We start from the raw sequence: 18,707 nt of genomic DNA, 5'->3' as shown, positions 1-18,707 counted from the left end.
TTTGGTGTGTTATAAACCACCAAAATGGTGTTCAATAAGCTGTTAGAGCTACAAGGAAGTATTGTGCACACTGAAACTGAATTACTCGTATCGGCTATTGAAAGCTTGAAACAAGAGCCCAACTTTTTTAAAGATTATATTTTCCCAATTGCGAGTGCTTTCTTTACATCAATTCTAGGTGGATTAATTGCTTACTTCGCATTAAATAAGCAAGAAAGCTTGCAGATTGAAAAAGAAAAATTGAGTGCAGCAAATAAGTGGACTTTAGATATTGAAAGAGCAAGAGCATCTCTTATTTCAATAAAAGGTAATTACCATAAGCAACTTACAGCAGTTCCAATCCAAAGACTATTTGCTATACCAAGTATCATTATTAAATCGGAACCTATTCTTGAAAGCTATCAAGATCTAGCTTTTATTGTTCCTTCTGAAGATACGAAAGAAACTGAATTTCCTAAATGGAGTCAAATAACTAGAATTAATGCGGCGGTTGCAAACTATAACTCTTTGTTACATATGTGGGAAAAGAGAAACGAACTTAATGAACAATTTAAGCAATCTGTGTTAATAAAACATGGCAACAATGCCTTTGCTAATTTATCTTTAGCCGATGCAGAATCTGCTTTTGGCAAGTCAGGCTTAGCAATCCTTATAGATCTAAATGAAAAATGCATTAAATTAACAGATCATATAATAATTGAATTGAATGATTTTTTAGAAAATTTCCCAACATTTGCTAAAACCAAAATAAACTTAAAGCGGCTTAAAAAAGTTGGAAGACTTATCACTTATTCAAATAATGCTAATCAGGTATTGCTAGAATTAATCAAAAGTGAACAGAACGTCGATTTTACCTCAGTACAGAATCTTTTTGGGGAATCTACTAAAAATTTAGATGCAAGAAATACTACCGGCTACGAGTAGCTCTAACAAGTTACTCAAACGGACGCTAAACAGTTGGCTAGCGCTCGTTCCTCGCAATTTTAGCCAACTATTTCGCGCCGCTTAGTAAGGCGTTTAAGTTTCTAGGTGAATTATGGACGATAAACTGAAGCAATTGACTGCACTAGCAAGTCATTTTGTAGGTGAGCATTTTGATTACTGCAAGCCTTTGCTTGATCAAGACTATCAAGGTATGCATCCAGTAGTCAGATTTGTAAGCACTCAACTTTATCTATCCTGCCAGTTTAGTACTGAGAGTTCCCTTCTATTATTACGACATGGACAAGAATGGGACTCTGAAATTATCAATAGATCTATCATTGAAGGAGTTGTGAAGTACATCTTCATGCTTCAAGGTACAGAAGATGAGACTATTGATAAAGTGAAAGAATATTGGGAAATATTACCTAATTATTCAGCAGTAAAAAGAAGTGACAGGGTCAGTAGTTTACTAAAAACAGTAGACTCTGATGAATTACCTAATTGGAAATCTATTGCCGACTTAAAACTTGAAGATTCTGATATCGATTCAATTCGTGAAGGTACAAATAAGCAACAGAGAAAGTCGCTTGAGCAAAAATGGTCGTTTAGTAATATTATTCAAGGCTTTAGTAAATCTGGTGATGAAAGGTTAATGCCATTAGTTCATTTAGCTTACAATTTCGGCATGAGTAGTCATTTAATTCATAAGGATGGCGATGGCGTTTCAATGATTTGGGAGCGTTGTACTAGAGATATAGAGCGTCAAGAAGCAGTTAAGCTCGCTCATATTGCTAGAGCTATATCTGACCTGTGTTCGTTTGCAGAAGCTAGAACTGTTATTTTGCATCAACATTGTAATACTGAGTATGACTTTATAGATAAATTAAGAGATTCCTATTCACCTTTATTTTCTGAATTAAAGATTTTGTTAAAAGAGTTCAACAAAGTCGAGTACGAAACTTAAAAAGGTGTTTAAACTTAACTAAAACAGTGGGTTACGTTTCGATACGCATTTTAACCCACAATTTTAGTCCGCTTAACGCGGCGTTATGTTTTCAGGAGAGTCGGTTGTTTGAATCTAAAATTTTAAACTTTCAAACAGAAATTGATAGAGCTGATAAGAAGAATATTATCATTGGTAATGGTTTTGGTATTTCATTTGATCAAGCTTTTGGTTCTCAGTGTTTTAGCTGGAATAACTTACTTGAACTTTGTGAGATAGAAGAAGGATCGCCTTTATGTGACCTACTTCATGAGTGTAATCTCGACTTTGAGTTGGCTCATCAAAAATTAAACAACGCTATAGATGTTTTTGTTAAATATGGTGAGTGTGAAGATAAGCTACGTTTCTATCGACAACAAGTTGATTTACTAAGGGAACAGTTGATTGTTGCTGTTTCAGCCTCGCATCCTAATAGCTTTGCAAATGCTAGCTATGAGATGGATGTAAAAATTGAGAGTGGTCGTAGATTTTTGAGACAATTCAAAGAAATATACTCTTTAAACTATGATTTGTTGCTTTATTGGCTTAGGTGTTACAAACAATCATATATAGGTAGTGATTCGTTCTGTAATTCAACTGAGCATGAGGATCTTGTTTTTAGCCCTGATGATAGCTCCAACTTTTTATTTCCTCATGGGGCTCTGTTCTTAAATAGAAATGGTATTTCTGCTACGAAAGTAAGAAGCTCTCAATATGATCCTATTCTAGCTGTAGTAGAGAGAAATATTGATAATGGAGTGTTCCCCGTCACGGTTTCAGAAGGGACAGGTAAGCAAAAGCGAGAGGTGATACGGGGCAACAAATACTTGAGCTACTGCTATGATCGGCTTCAAAAAGTAGAGGGATGTGTGTTCACATTTGGCTGCTCATTTATGGATGGTAAAGATGAGCATATAATCCAGCAATTATTAAGGAGCCCAGCTGAAAAGATAATTATTGGTGAGTATGCTCCAGATAGGGCTAGGGCAATACAGTTGCTCAATGAATTTGAGCAGGTTCAAAAAAAGCAAGGACATAGGCGACATGTCCCCGTTTTTATTGCTGATACTTCCGACACTGGAGTATGGAAAACATAACAAGCCATTTAAGCAGGGCAATGCTCCTAATAGGGCGTTACCAGTCTCTACTGTTGGCACAAATGCGACTGTCAGATTTGATAAAGTCCTACAGTTCAAACCTGACAGCTTTCAAATTCACTTTTTATCCGCTCATGGCACAAACGCGACAGTCAGCTTTGATAAAGTCCTATAGTTCAAACCTCACAGATCAAGTTAGTACTTATTAAAATAAACGAAGCTAACTACTTGAACTGGCTTATTCTATGTCGCTTATTATTGTTGCCCGAACCCCGAACCCCGAACTCCGAACCTCGCAATTAAGCTATCAGTTTCTCCGCAAGGTTGAGTTCCATTGTTGCTTTTAATAAACGGTATAAGTTAATAGATGCGTCTATTTCTTCTTTACGGTTGGTTAAGCTTTCAATATTTAAGCCCAGCGGCACACCTAAGTGCGCACAGCTTTTTAAAATTGAGTCGAGGTTTTCGCGACAAATACGCACCGATTCGCTTAATGTATTTTCCGAATCAAGCATGCGCCATTTAGTTGCCTCTGGCACTGAGATACCTAGCCACTGCATAAACTCCAATGTTTTTTCACCACCACAAGGCGTAAAGGTCAATATAATCCGATTAGGTGTCAGGCCTTGTGCTTTGCATGTGCGCGCATAACTGGTTATTAAATCTATGGTTGCTTGTGCGTTGTACACGGCTTGAGAGATAAAAAACTGGCACCCTTGTGCTGTTTTTTCTATTAAGCGTTGGTGCTCGTTGCGCTTATTGGCATGGCGCTCAGCAATGGTTACACCACCTAAAAAGAAATCTTCTGACTGCTCTGCCAGAGTTTTGTAGGCATTCGGTAAGCTTAGCTTTATATCACCCGCTGATGATGGGCTGCCCACTAACACCACGTTTTTTAAATCGTAGTCATTTTTAGTTTCATCTAACCACGCTTTAAACTCACTCACACCGCGCTGAGCTACACTTTTATAAGTAATTACATCAAGATCAGATAAGCCTCGTAAGAGTTGACTGTACTCGCGCGGATCAACTGTTTGCTTAAATGCAAATGGACGCGCTTGCTCTGTACGGCTGCTTTCATCTTGAATGTCATAAATAATCACACCGTCATATTCAATTTCGTGTAAACGGCCTAATAACTTTTCGGCAATGATTTTTAATTGCGCTTTATCAGTCCCAATTTTTGGCGGTGTTGTGCCAATTAGGTAAACACCTTGGTTGGTGTCCTGTATTTTTTCTTGAAGTGATAAAGCCATAATCCTCATTCCAGCTTAATTTGTGATGATGGATTTAATATAGCAGCCATTTAGACGTCTAGATAGATTTATTTATTGAAAGTTTCTCAACTAACGTGAATTATTTTCATGATTAAACCAAGTTACCAGCAATAACTGACACAGTTGTTTACATAATTAATAGGCTTAGGGCTCTTATATTTAATTACTTTACGGCATACTTAGTTTGGTAAATGTTTTAAAAATTGCTCAATTTAAAAAGGGATAACAATGAAATTTAAATTATTGGCAACTAGCCTAGCGGTATCGCTGGCCTTAACAGGTTGTGCTATGCAGCAAAGTCAAAACACGCAAACAGCAGCTCAACAAGAACAAGTTAATAAAGCAGATGAGCGTGTTTTTTCACAAGATTACCTAATAGAAGAGCTAGATAACGGCCTACGTGTGATGGTAGTTAAAACCGATTACCCAGATGTAGTATCGCTACAAATACCTGTATCTGTTGGCTCGCGTAATGAAGTGGAAGCGGGTAAAACTGGTTTTGCTCACTTTTTTGAACACATGATGTTTAAAGGCTCTGAAAAGTTTCCGCAAGATGTGTATTCAGATATTTTAAAAAATTCAGGGGTTGATAACCGCGCCTATACAACTAACGATTACACTAACTACCACTTAAATTTTTCAAAACAACACCTTGATAAAGTACTTGAAATTGAAGCGGATATTTTTCAAAACTTAAGCTACACCGAAGAGCAATTTAGAACCGAAGCGCTAACGGTTAAAGGCGAGTACTTAAAAAATAATGCCAGTCCAATTCGTAAATTATTAAGTGCGGTACGCCAAGAAGCGTTCGAAAAACATACCTATAAACACACTACAATGGGCTTTTTTGAAGACATTGAAGCTATGCCAGATCAAATGGCCTACGGTAAAGAGTTTTTTGCTAAGTTTTATAAGCCTGAATATGTATCGCTTGTGATTGTTGGTGATGTTGATCCAAAAGAGACCATGGCGATGGTTAAAAAACACTGGGGTAACTGGCAAAAAGGCGACTATGTTGCTGATATTCCTAAAGAGCCAACTCAGCAAGCGCCAAAATATGTGCATGAGCAAAACGAGGGATTACCTGGCCATTGGTTACTTGTGTCGTATAAAGGCGCCGCATGGGAGCCACAGAAAAAAGACAGAGCCGCATTAGATTTACTCTCGCAGCTTTATTTTTCGAGCAATTCAGATACTTACCAAGAGCTGGTAGTAGAAAAACAAATCGCGAGTCAAATGTTTACCTATAACCCAGAGACAAAAGATCCAGGGTTACTGCATGTATTTGTAAAAGTTGAAAATGCCGATGATTTAGCCACAGTGCGTGATGCTATAAACCGTACCTATGCCAAAGCGCGTACCGAGTTGGTTGATAGCCAAAAACTCAGCGATTTAAAGTCTAATCTTAAATACAGCTTTATAAATGGTTTAGATTCGTCGCAAGCAATTGCCTCTACACTTGCCAGCTATATGCATTTTGAGCGCGATCCTGAGGTAATTAATCAGCTGTATAAATCGGCAGACAATATCACTAGCGAAGATATTAGAGCCGTTGCAAATAAGTATTTTGTTGATAACGCCCGCACCACAATTACTATGTCGGCACTTGATAAAGCCCCTGGTTTTGAACAAGAAAGCGATTTAAATGCCTTGGTAGCTAAGTATCAGCAAGTACCGAGTAAGCCTATCTTTAAGGTGCTGGATAAAACTAATAGCTCGCCGTTAATCGATATTAACTTATTATTTAATACCGGTGCCGCTGCCGATCCGCAGGGTAAAAAAGGGGTTGCAGCACTCACTGCCGCAATGCTGGCGCAAGGTGGCTCAACCTCAATGAGTTACAAAGATATTAAAAAGGCAATGTACCCGCTGGCAGGTAGTTTTGGTTATCAAATAGATAAAGAAATGCTGTCGTTCCAAGGGCGTATTCATAAAGATAATGCTGCTCAGTGGTATGCCTTAGTGAGTGAGCAGCTATTAAGCCCAGGCTTTAGAGAAGATGACTTTAAGCGTCTGAAAAAAGAAATGATCGATGGCATTAAATCAGGTTTAAAAGCCTCTAATGATGAAGAGTTGGGTAAAGAAGTGCTCTACAGTGTGCTTTATAAAGGCCACCCTTATGAAAGCTATAACTACGGTGACTTATCTGACTTAGAAGCGCTCACTCTTGATGATGTTAAAGCGTTTTATAATGCTGAACTTACACAAGCTAAACTTACTGTGGGTTTAATTGGTGCAGTCCCTACAAAACTTAAAGCACAAATGTTAGCTGACTTAGCGACACTCCCTAAAGGCGAACAAAGCCGCTTAACAATCCCTGATGCGCCAGAGCTTAAAGGTCATCATGCAACAATTGTTGAAAAGTCAGCGCAATCAACAGCTGTATCGTTTGGCTTTCCTATTGATACCATTCGTAGCAGCGAAGACTGGACCGCATTGTGGTTAGTGCGCTCGTACTTTGGTGAGCATCGTAGTTCTAACAGTTACTTGTACGAACGTATTCGTCAAACCCGTGGTATGAATTACGGTGATTACGCCTACATTGAATACTTCCCTAGAGGTATGTTTCAAACTAAACCGGATGCAAACTTAGGGCGCTCTGAGCAAATATTCCAGGTGTGGCTGCGTCCACTGCGCTCAAACAACGATGCGCATTTTGCTACCCGTACCGCATTATTTGAGCTAGATAAATTAATTAAAAATGGCATGACTGAGGCAGATTTTGAAGCCACACGTAACTTTTTAATTAACTTTGTGCCACAAATGGTTGCTAGTCAAAATCGCCAGTTAGGTTATGCGCTAGATAGCGAGTTTTATAACACCGATAGTTTTGTAAACTATGTAACAAACAAGCTTAAAACATTGACTGTTGGCGATGTAAATCGCGTGATTAAAGACAACCTACAAACTGAGAATATCCACTATGTGTTTGTTACCGGTGATGGTGAAGATATGCAAAAACGTTTAGCAACTATGCAAACCTCGCCTATGGTGTACAACACCGATAAGCCTGCCGAGTTAGTGGCTGAAGATAAAGTGATTGCTGATTATAAACTGGCAATACCAGCGAAAAATATTGAAGTAGTAAAGGTGGATAAAGTATTTCAATAATTTAAGTTCTTAAGTTCTTAAGTTTTTAAGTACTAAAAAATGCCCCTGTGCCGTAAGCATTGGGGCATTTTTATATTTTATTAGTTACTAACTAATAGTACTGAGGCTGCACCAAGGGCAAAACTAATAACAGAGCTAATAACTAAACCAGCAATAAAACTTTTAGATGGGCTGTTATTGGCATCATTTTGGTTGTTTTCATCAAGCTTAATAAGCTCACCTTGGCGTACTTCAAATACCGCACATAAGGCCATGGTGGTTTCTTTTGAGGCTGCACCTTCTTTTTCTACTCGTTGAATGGTTCGCAAGCTTACATCGCAGGCATCGGCAAGCTGTTGTTGTGTCCAATCGAATGTGTGCCTAAGCGACTTTACCGTTGCAGGGTTTAATTGCATGTTAAAGTTTCCCTACAAATAGCTCTACGACTGCTGCTGTAGTATAGCCAAATACTGCACCACCTAATGCACAACCTAGAATAAAAAAAAACGCTTTTTTAGGATCGCTAGGAAGACTACTTTGAACTTGCTTGGCAAGCACTTCTTGATCTTTGTAAAGAGTGCATTCAAGTCGTCCTGTCAGTATATTGAGCATGTCAAATTTCACTTGGTACTGCGAATTTTCAAAATCAAATGTGTGTGAGCTTTTTATATTAACGCTGCGTCTGCTGCTAACTAAGTCATCGTTAATATAGACTTCTTCTTTACCAGTAAAGTAGCTTCCAAAACAGGCTATTTGGTTATCGCCATCTTGAAAGTAAAATTTATAGCCTAATTTTTTTGTATTTAATATGTCGTTTTTCATCATCGTTATCCTTGTTGAGTTGATGATGCTAATTTAGCGTTTATTATTATTTTTTACGCCGTCAGCAGTACGCCAGTGGCCATTTTGGCACATGACACACGTGCTGTCATATGTTGTTATTTACTGATTTTTATTAACTTATTTTATTTTTGCATAAATGCTTAAACCTGCCTAGCTGTCATATAGTATGGCTTGAAAAAAGTAATATAAACCTGAAACTTAACTGGTTATATCTAATAACCAGAACAAATAACGAAGGGATTAACACCTAGGCGGCTAAATCCGTTAGAATTGGCGATAGGCTCTTTGTACTAATCTTAAGGCATTATTATGCGTCATGAAATTTGGCAACAGCTTCGTAGTGAAGCAAATGAAGTAGTAACTCGTGAACCCCTTTTAGCGAGCCATGTGTATTCGTGTATTTTAAATCATGAGTGCTTAGGGTCGGCATTGAGTTTTATTGTTGCTAATAAACTAGCTGATGCTGTGGTATCCGCTTTTACAATACGCGAGCTGTTTGACCAAGCTTTTGTAAAGTGTGACCGCATGCTGACACATGTTGCTCATGATATTAAAGCGGTAAAAGATCGAGACCCTGCAGCCGAAACCTACCTTACCGTGATTTTAAACTTAAAAGGGTTTCATGCGATACAAGCGCATCGTTTAGCTAACTGCTTATGGCAACAAAACCGTAAAGAGCTGGCTCGCTTTATTCAAAGCCGTACCTCAGAGGTGTTTGGGGTTGATATTCACCCTGCTTGTAAAGTAGGCCAAGGCATCATGTTTGACCATGCCACCGGTATTGTTATAGGTGAAACTGCAGTAATTGAAGATAATGTATCTATATTACAATCGGTTACATTAGGTGGTACGGGTAACGAGCAAGGCGATCGCCATCCTAAAATTAGAGCGGGCGTACTTATTGGTGCGGGCGCTAAAGTGTTGGGTAATATTGAAGTGGGCGAGGGCGCACGTATTGGTGCTGGCTCTGTGGTACTAAGCCCTGTGCCGCCTCATACTACTGCGGTGGGTGTGCCTGCAAAAATTATTGGTCGTCCTGATTGTGAGTGCCCGGCAGAAAGTATGAACCAAAACTTTTTAGAATACCCCGAGCCAGAAAACGAATCGCACACCAGTGCAATGCTTTAAAAAATAAAAATTAAAGGGAATTAAAATGAACAAACATAGTTTTTTAATGCTTCTTGGCGGTTTTGTGTCAGGTGTTAGCTTAACGTGGGGTTATTTAAATTTTTTTGCTACTGCACCTGAAAAGTTTGTTATTACAGAAGTTGAACATCAACAGCCTAGTATTGTGCAACACAAAAAAAGCGATACGACCAAAGTGACAGACAACACTAATAGTGTAGTTGCAAATAATGCCGTTGCTTCAAAAGAAATGAACGATGTGGACTCAAATTTATTAGCAGCTTCATCTGTAGATGAGCTACCTCTTGAAGCACAAGTTGTTGAATTAAAAAAGCAGCTTGCTGAGCAAAAAGTAACCATGAATCGTGTTCTAAAAGAGCTGCGTGCCCCAAATGATATCGAAGCCGCTTTACAAGCACAGTTCGATGAACAAATACGCAATGAGGAGTGGGCTTATCAAACTGAAACAGCACTGCAAGACTTTTTACTTACTGCAGATTTAGTCGCAATGCCTGATATTGTGAGCGCAGAGTGTAAAACATCGGTTTGTAAATTTAAATTAGCCGCACCAACAGATAAAGGTTCGTTCGACCATACCCACTGGCGAAAACTCAATGATAAATTAATGAAACAAGAGTTTTGGCTGCAGTTTAAAAGAACAACCTCAACCTCCAGCGACAGTGAATTAACCATGCTAATGACAACAGAGCTTTAGCTAAAATGTTTACGACGCTGTTGATTTTATTGTGCCATCGCCAAGCTCTGTAATTAAAACATCACCCACTTTTACATCTTCCACTGATTTAACCACTTTATTTTGCGCCGTTTTCGTTATGCTGTAACCGCGCGCTAATACATTAAGGGGGCTAACCGAATCAAGCCGACTCGCCTGTAAGGCAAGCGTATTATTTGCGTGTTGTAGTTGCTGCTGCATCGCTTGGTTTAGCCTTGCATGTAGCTGTGCTAACTGATGGTTTGCATTTGCTAGCTTTTTATCTGGTGATTGGCGCATTAGGCGTGGAGTTAAATTAGCTAATACGCGTTCTTGCTGGTATAAACGCTGACGCATTGCCTGTTGCAGTGCAATACTCAACTCATCTAAGCGTTGTGATTTTTGGTTTAGCTGATTGCGCGGGTGGCATAAATTTAAGCGGTGCTGTAGTTGAATTGCTAGTGCGCGTTTATCGGCAATGTCATGTTTAAATGCATTCGCTAAACGGCTAACTAATTGATTAACCCTATTATGTAGCTCTTGTGTATTGGGACTTACTAGCTCCGCTGCCGCCGAGGGGGTTGCTGCGCGCACATCAGCGACATAATCGCTAATCGTGGTGTCTATTTCATGGCCAACAGCGCTCACAATGGGTAGTGCGCTTTGATAAATAGTGCGAGCAAGTTGCTCATGATTAAAACACCATAAATCTTCTAATGAACCACCACCGCGCCCGAGAATGATAACGTCGACTTCATTACGACGATTTGCCAGCTCTATTTGCTTGATTAAATGGCCATGCGCTTCTTTGCCTTGCACCATCGCAGGATAAATAACCACTTCTAATTGCGGCGCACGACGCTTTAAAACAGTTAAAATATCTTTGATTGCGGCGCCTGTAGGTGAGGTGATCACCCCGATGCGATTTATGTTTTGGGGTAGGGGTTTTTTATAAGCAGAGCTAAATAAGCCCTCTGCAGCCAAGCGCATTTTTAGCGCGTCAAACTCAAGTTTTAGTTGCCCTTCGCCGGCAGGCTCCATATGTTCAACAATAAGCTGGTAGTCACCACGGGGTTCGTACAAAGATACACGTGCTTTAACGGTTACTTGTGCGCCGTTAATTGGTCGGTAACTTTGGTTGCGATTATTGCCTCGCCACATGGCGGCTTTAATTTGCGCTTTATCGTCTTTTAACGAAAAATACCAATGCCCAGAAGCAGGCGCAATAAAGTTAGAAATTTCACCAGTGAGTACTAAAGACGCAAAACCTTGTTCAAGTAGGGCACGTATTTCACGATTAAGGCGAGATACGGTATAAACCGTTTGCGAGGGCTTAGAAAACATAAAAACTACCAAAAAACATTTATAAATCTAGCTTATCATAAATAAATACAAAATATTATTTACTAGTGCCCACAACGCTGTTAAAATTTGGCCGCAATTCCTTATCTTAGATCCACATGTGAGAAGTTGCCAAAATGCTTAGAATCGCTAAAGAAGCTCTTACCTTTGATGACGTACTTTTAGTACCTGGTCATTCTACTGTTTTGCCACACACGGCAAATATTTCAACTCGCTTAACGCGTGGTATCAAACTTAACTTGCCGCTCATTTCAGCATCTATGGATACTGTTACAGAAGCTCGTTTAGCTATTGCACTCGCGCAGGAAGGTGGTCTTGGTTTTATTCATAAAAACATGACCATTGCAGAACAAGCGAAAAATGTTCGTAAAGTTAAAACCTATGAAGCAGGTATTGTTTCATACCCTGTTACAGTAACCGCCGATCTGACTATTGCAGATGCCGTTGAGCTGTCTCAGGAAAAGGGATTCTCAGGTTTTCCGGTCACCGATAGCGAAAATAACCTAGTAGGTATTGTAACTAGTCGTGATATGCGCTTTGAAACTAAGCTTGAACAGCCGGTTTCAACAGTGATGACGAAAAAAGAAAACCTAGTAACGGTTAAAGAGGGAACGGCTCGCGAAGATATCTTGAGCTTAATGCACGAACACCGCATTGAGAAGATTCTTGTGGTTGATGATGCGTTTAAACTTAAAGGCATGATCACCGTAAAAGATTACCAAAAAGCACAAGACAAACCAGATGCATGTAAAGACGAACAAGGTCGTTTACGTGTAGGTGCTGCGGTAGGTGTTGGCGCTGGTACTGATGAGCGTATAGCTGCATTAGTTGAAGCCGGTGTTGATGTACTACTAATCGATACTTCTCATGGTCACTCACAAGGTGTTATTGACCGTGTTGCAGCGACTCGTAAAGCTTACCCTGATTTACAAATTGTTGCGGGTAACGTAGCGACAGCCGAAGGTGCTATTGCCCTTGCAGATGCCGGTGTTGATGCTGTCAAAGTAGGTATCGGCCCAGGTTCTATTTGTACTACACGTATTGTTACCGGTTGTGGCGTACCACAAATCACGGCTATTTCTGATGCGGTTGAAGGCCTTAAAGGTCGCGATATTCCAGTGATTGCCGATGGCGGTATTCGTTTTTCTGGTGATATTGTAAAAGCATTGGTTGCGGGTGCATCGTGTGTAATGGTTGGCTCTATGCTCGCGGGTACTGAAGAAGCACCAGGTGAAGTTGAACTTTATCAAGGTCGCTACTACAAGTCTTACCGTGGTATGGGTAGCCTAGGTGCGATGGATCAAAAAGAAGGTTCATCAGATCGCTACTTCCAAAAATCAAACCAAGCTGACAAGTTAGTACCTGAAGGTATTGAAGGTCGTGTTGCTTATAAAGGGCCAATTGCAACCATTATTCACCAACAAGTGGGTGGTCTTCGCAGTGCAATGGGCTTAACCGGTTGTGCCACAATCGAAGAGTTAAACACTAAACCACAGTTTGTACGTGTAACTTCTGCTGGTATGGGTGAGTCGCATGTTCATGATGTGCAAATCACTAAAGAAGCACCGAACTACCGTTTAGGCTAATCAGCCTTAACAACTTGAAATAAGTGGGCTAACCTTTGTTAGCCCTAATACAGTCACACAGCTTAAGCTGGTGGCGTTTAGCACCTGACTTTACGAGATACTTCATGAGCAAAGACATTCACGATTCACGAATCCTCATTTTAGATTTTGGTTCACAATACACGCAGTTAATCGCCCGTCGCGTGCGCGAAATTGGTGTTTATTGTGAGCTTTGGGCTTGGGATGTAACCGAAGAGCAAATTCGCGAGTTTAACCCACAAGGTATTATCCTTTCAGGTGGCCCAGAATCAACTACGCTTGAAAACAGCCCACGTGCTCCTGAGTATGTATTTAATGCAGGCGTTCCAGTACTTGGTATTTGTTACGGTATGCAAACTATGGCAACGCAGCTTGGCGGCCGTGTACATAGCTCAGATAAAAAAGAATTTGGTTACGCACAAGTTGAAAAAGTGGGTAACTGTGCATTATTTGATGCCATTGAAGATCACATTACTGATGGCGGTAATGGCGTACTAGATGTGTGGATGAGCCACGGCGATAAAGTAATGGAAATTCCAGATACTTTTAAAACCACTGCTAAAACATCTACTTGCCCACATGCGGCAATGTCTAACGAAGAAAAACGCTTTTACGGCGTACAATTTCACCCAGAAGTAACACACACACATCAAGGTCAACGCTTATTAGAGCGTTTTGCTATTGATATTTGTGGTTGTGAAAAATTATGGACGCCAGCAAAAATCATTGATGATGCTATTGAGCGTATCAAAGAAACCGTTGGCGACGACGAAGTTATTTTAGGCTTATCAGGCGGTGTAGATTCATCGGTTGTAGCTATGCTTATTCACCGTGCTATTGGTGAGCGACTAACCTGTGTATTTGTTGATAACGGGCTACTTCGTTTAAACGAAGGCCAACAAGTAATGGACATGTTTGGCAATAAGTTTGGTTTAAACATTGTTAAAGTAGATGCCGAAGATCAATTCTTAAATGACTTAGCAGGTAAATCAGATCCTGAAGATAAGCGTAAAGCCATTGGCCACACGTTTATTAATGTATTTGATGAGCAAGCTAAAAAGCTTAAAAACGCAAAATGGTTAGGCCAAGGTACAATTTACCCTGACGTAATCGAATCAGCGGCTTCAGCGACTGGTAAAGCGCACGTAATTAAATCGCACCATAATGTGGGCGGCCTACCAGATGACATGAAAATGGGCTTAGTAGAGCCATTACGTGAGTTATTTAAGGACGAAGTACGTAAAATTGGTTTAGAGCTAGGTTTACCGTACGACATGCTTTACCGTCACCCATTCCCAGGACCAGGTTTAGGTGTGCGTGTACTTGGCGAAATCAAAAAAGAGTACTGTGATTTACTTCGCCGCGCTGATGCTATCTTCATTGAAGAGCTTCACAAAGCAGAGCTTTACCATAAAGTAAGCCAAGCGTTTACTGTATTCTTACCGGTTAAGTCGGTAGGGGTTATGGGTGATGCACGTAAGTACGATTGGGTTGTTTCACTTCGTTGTGTAGAAACCATCGACTTTATGACTGCGCGTTGGTCACATTTACCGTATGAATTCTTAGGTGTGGTTTCAAACCGTATCATTAATGAAATCGACGGTATCTCACGTGTTGTTTACGATATTTCAGGTAAACCACCTGCAACTATCGAATGGGAATAACCCTCTCATAGTTATAATTAAGTAATAACTAACGGCGAATTAGCATGCTAATTCGCCGTTTTGTTTATTTAAAAAGCAAACAAACCAAAAAGTTGAATTTTTACTTTACCTTTGTCAAAAGGTCTTTATAATTCATCGTCATTGCAGGGGCGTAGTTCCAATTGGTAGAACAGCGGTCTCCAAAACCGACGGTTGGGAGTTCGAATCTCTCCGCCCCTGCCATTTCTTCTTTACATCGTTTTGATTACTTCATATATTATTCAACTTACTAATTCCATCGAGTCGTTATGCATTCACGTTACGCATCTGTTTTTGGTATAGAAAAGCTTGAACTTAATCAACACTTTCGCCCAGCTCCGTCAGAGCAGTCAGCTAATTCATCGTTAACACTCTGTGATACGTTAAAAGATGATATTGAGCGTGCGTTTGCGCCTGTAATAATTAACAAGATTGTTAAGTCATCAACTATTGAGTTTAATGAGCAACAATTAGGCTTGCCTGATTCTTCCCTGTCCAGTGCACAAAAACGTGCGTTATGGGCATTAATGAGTGAACACCTTGATACACTTTAAGTCGGTTAGTGATGAGAATATCAATGAGCTTATGGCTATTGAAACTTCCTGCCATACTCACCCTTGGACATTAAAAACAATGCAGTCGTGTTTGCAGGGCCGCTATTTTAATTTAGCCGCGTTCGATGACGAGCAAATGATAGGTTTTTACATTGGTGAAAAAGCAGGACCCGATTTTACCTTAATGGATATTTGTGTTGCTCCGAGCTTTCAGGGGAAAGGGTTTGCTCAGCAGTTATTAACGCAGTTTATAGCGTACGGTGAGCAACAAAGCGCTGAAAACTTATTTTTAGAAGTGCGAGAGTCTAATACGCGGGCAATTGCTTTGTATGAACGTGCTGGCTTTATTGAAATGTCAGTGCGTAAAAATTATTACCCCAGTGATGCACCCAATAAAAACGGCTTTGAAGACGCGATTTTAATGGGCATGGCACTGGGTTTAAATTTTTAAGGATTACTTATTAGCGATGGCTTGCTCTATTGCGGCAATAAGTTCTGCAACGCACTTTTCTCTTTGTGGCATATCATTGCCTTTTAAGCTGTGTTCAACGGCTGAGGCGCTATGGTAAATGTCATCAAAGTTGAAACAACCAGCACTGCCTTTAATACTGTGAGCAAGGGCGCGTAATGTCTCACAGTCCCGGCTGTTATATAGGGTTTTTATCTGTTGTAAATAATCTGGCAAACTTGCCAAATAATTAGCATTTATTTGCTGAAACTTTTCACTCTTTAATAAGCTATCCCACTTGTTTTGGTTATCACGTTCAAGGTGTAAGTAGCTGACTAATACATTTTCCAGTGCGTCTTTATCAATGGGTTTACCCAGCGCTTTATCACAGCCTGCTTCAAGGTAAGTATCAATATCATGATTCATTACATTCGCGGTCAGGGCGATAATAGGGCCATCGTAGGCGGCATCTCTAAGCATTTTAGTTGCTTCTAAGCCGCCCATAACCGGCATTTGCATATCCATGATTATAAGTTGATAGTCGTTCACCAATGCCATTTCTACGGCTTGTGCACCATTGTTGGCTATATCGGGCTCTAATCCCCATGTTTGTAATAGTAATTTAATCAATAACTGATTATCGGGGTTATCTTCTGCGACCAAAATATGCGCATCAAAGCTGTTGGTTGCAAAAGACAGCTGCGGATCTTTTTCTGGTGTAAGTTGGGAATGCTCGGTTAACAATAAGTTATTACCTAAGCCATTACTCAAATGACAGTCTATATCGATAGTAAAGCAACTGCCCACACCCACTTCACTGGTTACGCTGACATCACCACCGAGTAACTGAGCTAGATTCTTTGAAATACACAGCCCTAATCCCGTACCTCCAAACCGACGTGTGGTAGTAGCATCAGCTTGTTCAAATGGCGTAAATAATCGGCTTATTTGGTTTGCAGACATACCAATACCGGTATCTTCTATAACAAAGGTAAGTGTTTTTGGTGCTTGGTATTTAGCGGTTATTGTAACTTGGCCTTGCTCAGTAAATTTAACCGCGTTACTGGCAATATTAATGAGTATTTGTTTTAAACGAGTAATATCACTATTTATGGTGTGTGGTAGCGGAAATGCATAATTAATTTTAAATAATAGCTGTTTCTCTTGTGCTAAAGGTTTAATAATTGATTCAACATCATGGATAAGCTGCACAACATTTAACGGCGTTTGTTCAACCGCGAGCTTTTCGGCTTCAATTTTTGATAGATCAAGAATGTTATTAATAAGCTCTAATAAGTGCTTTGAGTTACGTAAAATAGTGCCTAAATGGTGTTTGTCATTGGTTGGTTTTTCGCTATGCAGTAGTTGCTCGGTAAACCCCATAATGGCGGTGAGCGGTGTGCGAATTTCATGGCTCATATTAGCTAAAAATCGGCTTTTAAGCTGGTTTGCTTGTTCTGCTTGGGCAATAGCGGTTTCAAGCTTGCTGTTCATCGACTCAAGTGCCTTAGTACGGCTCTCTACTTTGTCTTCTAAGTGATGCTTATATTCTTCTAGTTGCTGTTGGTAATGCTTAATTTGGTTAATCATGTGATTAAAGTCGTTAAACAGTATCCCTACTTCATCCGTAGTATAAGCGGGCAGTGTGACTGAGAGGTCGCCATCACCAACACGATGACTTGCTTCACCTAGTAATTCTATTGGGTTAAGTAGTAAATTACGCACCACAATAAAAATTAAGATTGGTAGGGTGATCACGGAAATAATTACAATTAGCCCGGTGATCACACTAATTGCTTTGCCCGATTGATATAACACCGCTTTAGGAATAGTCGACACATAATAGTAGCCGCCACTCATTTGAGCTGCAAAAATCAGTCGCTCTATTTTATCAACACTTGAAAGCTCAATGGTTGATAAGCTACCTATATCCGCTAAGTCGTTAATTTTATTTAGTTCATACTCACTAACATAGTGGCCGCGCATTTTATAATCAGAGCTAAATAAAATTTTACCATCACTGGCCAGTAACAAATTTAAGGTGTTGTTATAAGGCGCTTCTAAAATACTGGTGTTTAAAATTGAAGGGTCAACCTTAAGCACAATAAAACCGAGTTGCTGTGGGCGTTTTAGATAATAGTCGACACTGTATATGCGTTGCACAAAGTATAAGTTGGTGGTGCCATCTTCTTTTTGCACCATAAACTGTTGTTGGCTTAAATTACTTTGTATAACTTGATCAAAAAATGGGTATGACTTGGGCGCTACGGTTAAATTACTGGAGTAATAGGCATCACTTTCACCGGTTTTTGAGACTAAATTTATGCTAATAATGTCGGGATAGGCTTCACTATAACTAGCAAATACGTCCATTAGTGCACCAAGGCGATACGTATAGCTGGCGTCTTCAAATAAATCTTTAGCTAAAAAGTCACTCAGCACGGGTGAGGCAGAGAGTAACTTGGCCGTTGCATGAAAGGAATCAATATAGTTGAATACTTTTTGCTGTTGCTGCTCTACAAAGCGACTCATGATCAAGTCGGCTTGTTTTTGCGTAGAGTTGGTTACATTAGTGAGCGTGAACCCGCCTAAAAATAACAACGGTAGTATAACCAGTGGAGTTATATACCATAATAATCGAATACTTAGCTTACTGGTTTTCATTACCCAACATCAAATCCTCCATGTAATCGACCAATAATATGATTTACAGCACTATTACTCAAGCTTGGTGTTAAGTTAGTGGGCAATTTATAGCGTTATTGTTAATAATCGCTGAAAATACCAAAGTTAAAAAAGATCCGTTAATAACCAACCATTGATTGTTTATAGCGCCAAGATCAGCGAAAATAGTCTTCAATTACGATTAACTTAACGGATAGCGTCACAAGAGCTAATTTGGGTTCTTGTTGGGGTATGTTGAGCTTTCGAGGTTGGCTTGTTTTTAGCCTTAAAAGCTCAGCATACTAAAATATAAATACATCCGTATATCAACTAAAAGAACCTT

At 39.8% G+C, this 18,707-nt stretch carries 15 protein-coding genes and 1 tRNA gene; 11 read left to right on the top strand and 5 right to left on the bottom strand.

Annotated elements, in window-relative coordinates:
- Positions 1-63 precede the first annotated feature (63 nt).
- The 3 genes from BW139_RS00965 to BW139_RS00955 all read left to right on the top strand — a co-directional run bounded on the left by BW139_RS00965 (position 64) and on the right by BW139_RS00955 (position 3,003).
- The gene (locus BW139_RS00965) at positions 64-924 is read left to right on the top strand and encodes a hypothetical protein (protein ID WP_076918466.1); all 861 of its coding nucleotides are present in this window, start codon (positions 64-66) and stop codon (positions 922-924) included.
- Between the two features lie 112 nt (positions 925-1,036).
- The gene (locus BW139_RS00960; protein ID WP_076918353.1) at positions 1,037-1,888 is read left to right on the top strand and encodes a DUF5677 domain-containing protein; all 852 of its coding nucleotides are present in this window, start codon (positions 1,037-1,039) and stop codon (positions 1,886-1,888) included.
- A gap of 104 nt (positions 1,889-1,992) precedes the next feature.
- Positions 1,993-3,003, top strand: coding sequence for a DUF4917 family protein (locus BW139_RS00955; RefSeq protein WP_076918352.1), 1,011 nt, complete (start codon positions 1,993-1,995; stop codon positions 3,001-3,003).
- A gap of 299 nt (positions 3,004-3,302) precedes the next feature.
- On the opposite strand, the gene BW139_RS00950 is transcribed toward BW139_RS00955, so the two are convergent.
- Positions 3,303-4,259: a methylenetetrahydrofolate reductase gene (locus BW139_RS00950; RefSeq protein WP_010387688.1), complete on the bottom strand. Its 957-nt coding sequence runs from the start codon at positions 4,257-4,259 to the stop codon at positions 3,303-3,305.
- 249 nt (positions 4,260-4,508) lie between these two features.
- Here BW139_RS00950 and BW139_RS00945 point away from each other — a divergent pair, with 249 nt between their 5' ends.
- A complete protein-coding gene (locus tag BW139_RS00945; protein WP_076918351.1) occupies positions 4,509-7,391 on the top strand; it encodes a pitrilysin family protein in 2,883 nt (960 codons plus the stop codon).
- 80 nt (positions 7,392-7,471) lie between these two features.
- On the opposite strand, the gene BW139_RS00940 is transcribed toward BW139_RS00945, so the two are convergent.
- Both BW139_RS00940 and BW139_RS00935 read right to left on the bottom strand, forming a co-directional pair.
- Positions 7,472-7,786, bottom strand: coding sequence for a helix-turn-helix transcriptional regulator (locus tag BW139_RS00940; protein WP_008110269.1), 315 nt, complete (start codon positions 7,784-7,786; stop codon positions 7,472-7,474).
- Between the two features lies 1 nt (position 7,787).
- Complete coding sequence (locus tag BW139_RS00935) at positions 7,788-8,195, bottom strand: hypothetical protein (RefSeq protein ID WP_076918350.1); 408 nt, start codon at positions 8,193-8,195, stop codon at positions 7,788-7,790.
- A 327-nt stretch (positions 8,196-8,522) separates the two neighbouring features.
- Here BW139_RS00935 and cysE point away from each other — a divergent pair, with 327 nt between their 5' ends.
- Both cysE and BW139_RS00925 read left to right on the top strand, forming a co-directional pair.
- Positions 8,523-9,341: a serine O-acetyltransferase gene (cysE, locus tag BW139_RS00930; protein ID WP_010387694.1), complete on the top strand. Its 819-nt coding sequence runs from the start codon at positions 8,523-8,525 to the stop codon at positions 9,339-9,341.
- 25 nt (positions 9,342-9,366) lie between these two features.
- Positions 9,367-10,053, top strand: a complete 687-nt coding sequence (locus BW139_RS00925) for a hypothetical protein (RefSeq protein WP_076918349.1) — start codon at positions 9,367-9,369, stop codon at positions 10,051-10,053.
- 9 nt (positions 10,054-10,062) lie between these two features.
- Here the strand turns inward: BW139_RS00925 and xseA are convergent, their stop codons facing one another.
- Positions 10,063-11,394 (bottom strand): exodeoxyribonuclease VII large subunit, encoded by a 1,332-nt coding sequence (gene xseA, locus BW139_RS00920; RefSeq protein WP_076918348.1) that lies wholly within the window; start codon positions 11,392-11,394, stop codon positions 10,063-10,065.
- Positions 11,395-11,528: 134 nt separating this feature from the next.
- Between xseA and guaB the strand changes: the two genes are divergently transcribed.
- The 5 genes from guaB to rimI all read left to right on the top strand — a co-directional run bounded on the left by guaB (position 11,529) and on the right by rimI (position 15,703).
- A complete protein-coding gene (gene guaB / locus BW139_RS00915) occupies positions 11,529-12,998 on the top strand; it encodes an IMP dehydrogenase (protein ID WP_054201813.1) in 1,470 nt (489 codons plus the stop codon).
- A gap of 104 nt (positions 12,999-13,102) precedes the next feature.
- Positions 13,103-14,680 (top strand): glutamine-hydrolyzing GMP synthase, encoded by a 1,578-nt coding sequence (guaA, locus tag BW139_RS00910; RefSeq protein ID WP_033102837.1) that lies wholly within the window; start codon positions 13,103-13,105, stop codon positions 14,678-14,680.
- A gap of 145 nt (positions 14,681-14,825) precedes the next feature.
- Positions 14,826-14,902: transfer RNA gene (locus BW139_RS00905), tRNA-Trp, on the top strand.
- Positions 14,903-14,967: 65 nt separating this feature from the next.
- Positions 14,968-15,252, top strand: coding sequence for a hypothetical protein (locus tag BW139_RS00900; RefSeq protein WP_076918347.1), 285 nt, complete (start codon positions 14,968-14,970; stop codon positions 15,250-15,252).
- A complete protein-coding gene (gene rimI / locus BW139_RS00895) occupies positions 15,239-15,703 on the top strand; it encodes a ribosomal protein S18-alanine N-acetyltransferase (protein ID WP_076918465.1) in 465 nt (154 codons plus the stop codon). Before BW139_RS00900 ends, rimI begins: the two co-directional genes overlap by 14 nt.
- A 3-nt stretch (positions 15,704-15,706) precedes the next feature.
- Here the strand turns inward: rimI and BW139_RS00890 are convergent, their stop codons facing one another.
- Positions 15,707-18,364 (bottom strand): sensor histidine kinase, encoded by a 2,658-nt coding sequence (locus BW139_RS00890; protein ID WP_076918346.1) that lies wholly within the window; start codon positions 18,362-18,364, stop codon positions 15,707-15,709.
- Positions 18,365-18,707 lie beyond the last annotated feature (343 nt).

This window comes from Pseudoalteromonas sp. SK18 (assembly GCF_001974855.1).
Taxonomy (GTDB): Bacteria; Pseudomonadota; Gammaproteobacteria; order Enterobacterales; family Alteromonadaceae; genus Pseudoalteromonas.
This window is presented reverse-complemented; position numbering and strand designations above follow the sequence as displayed.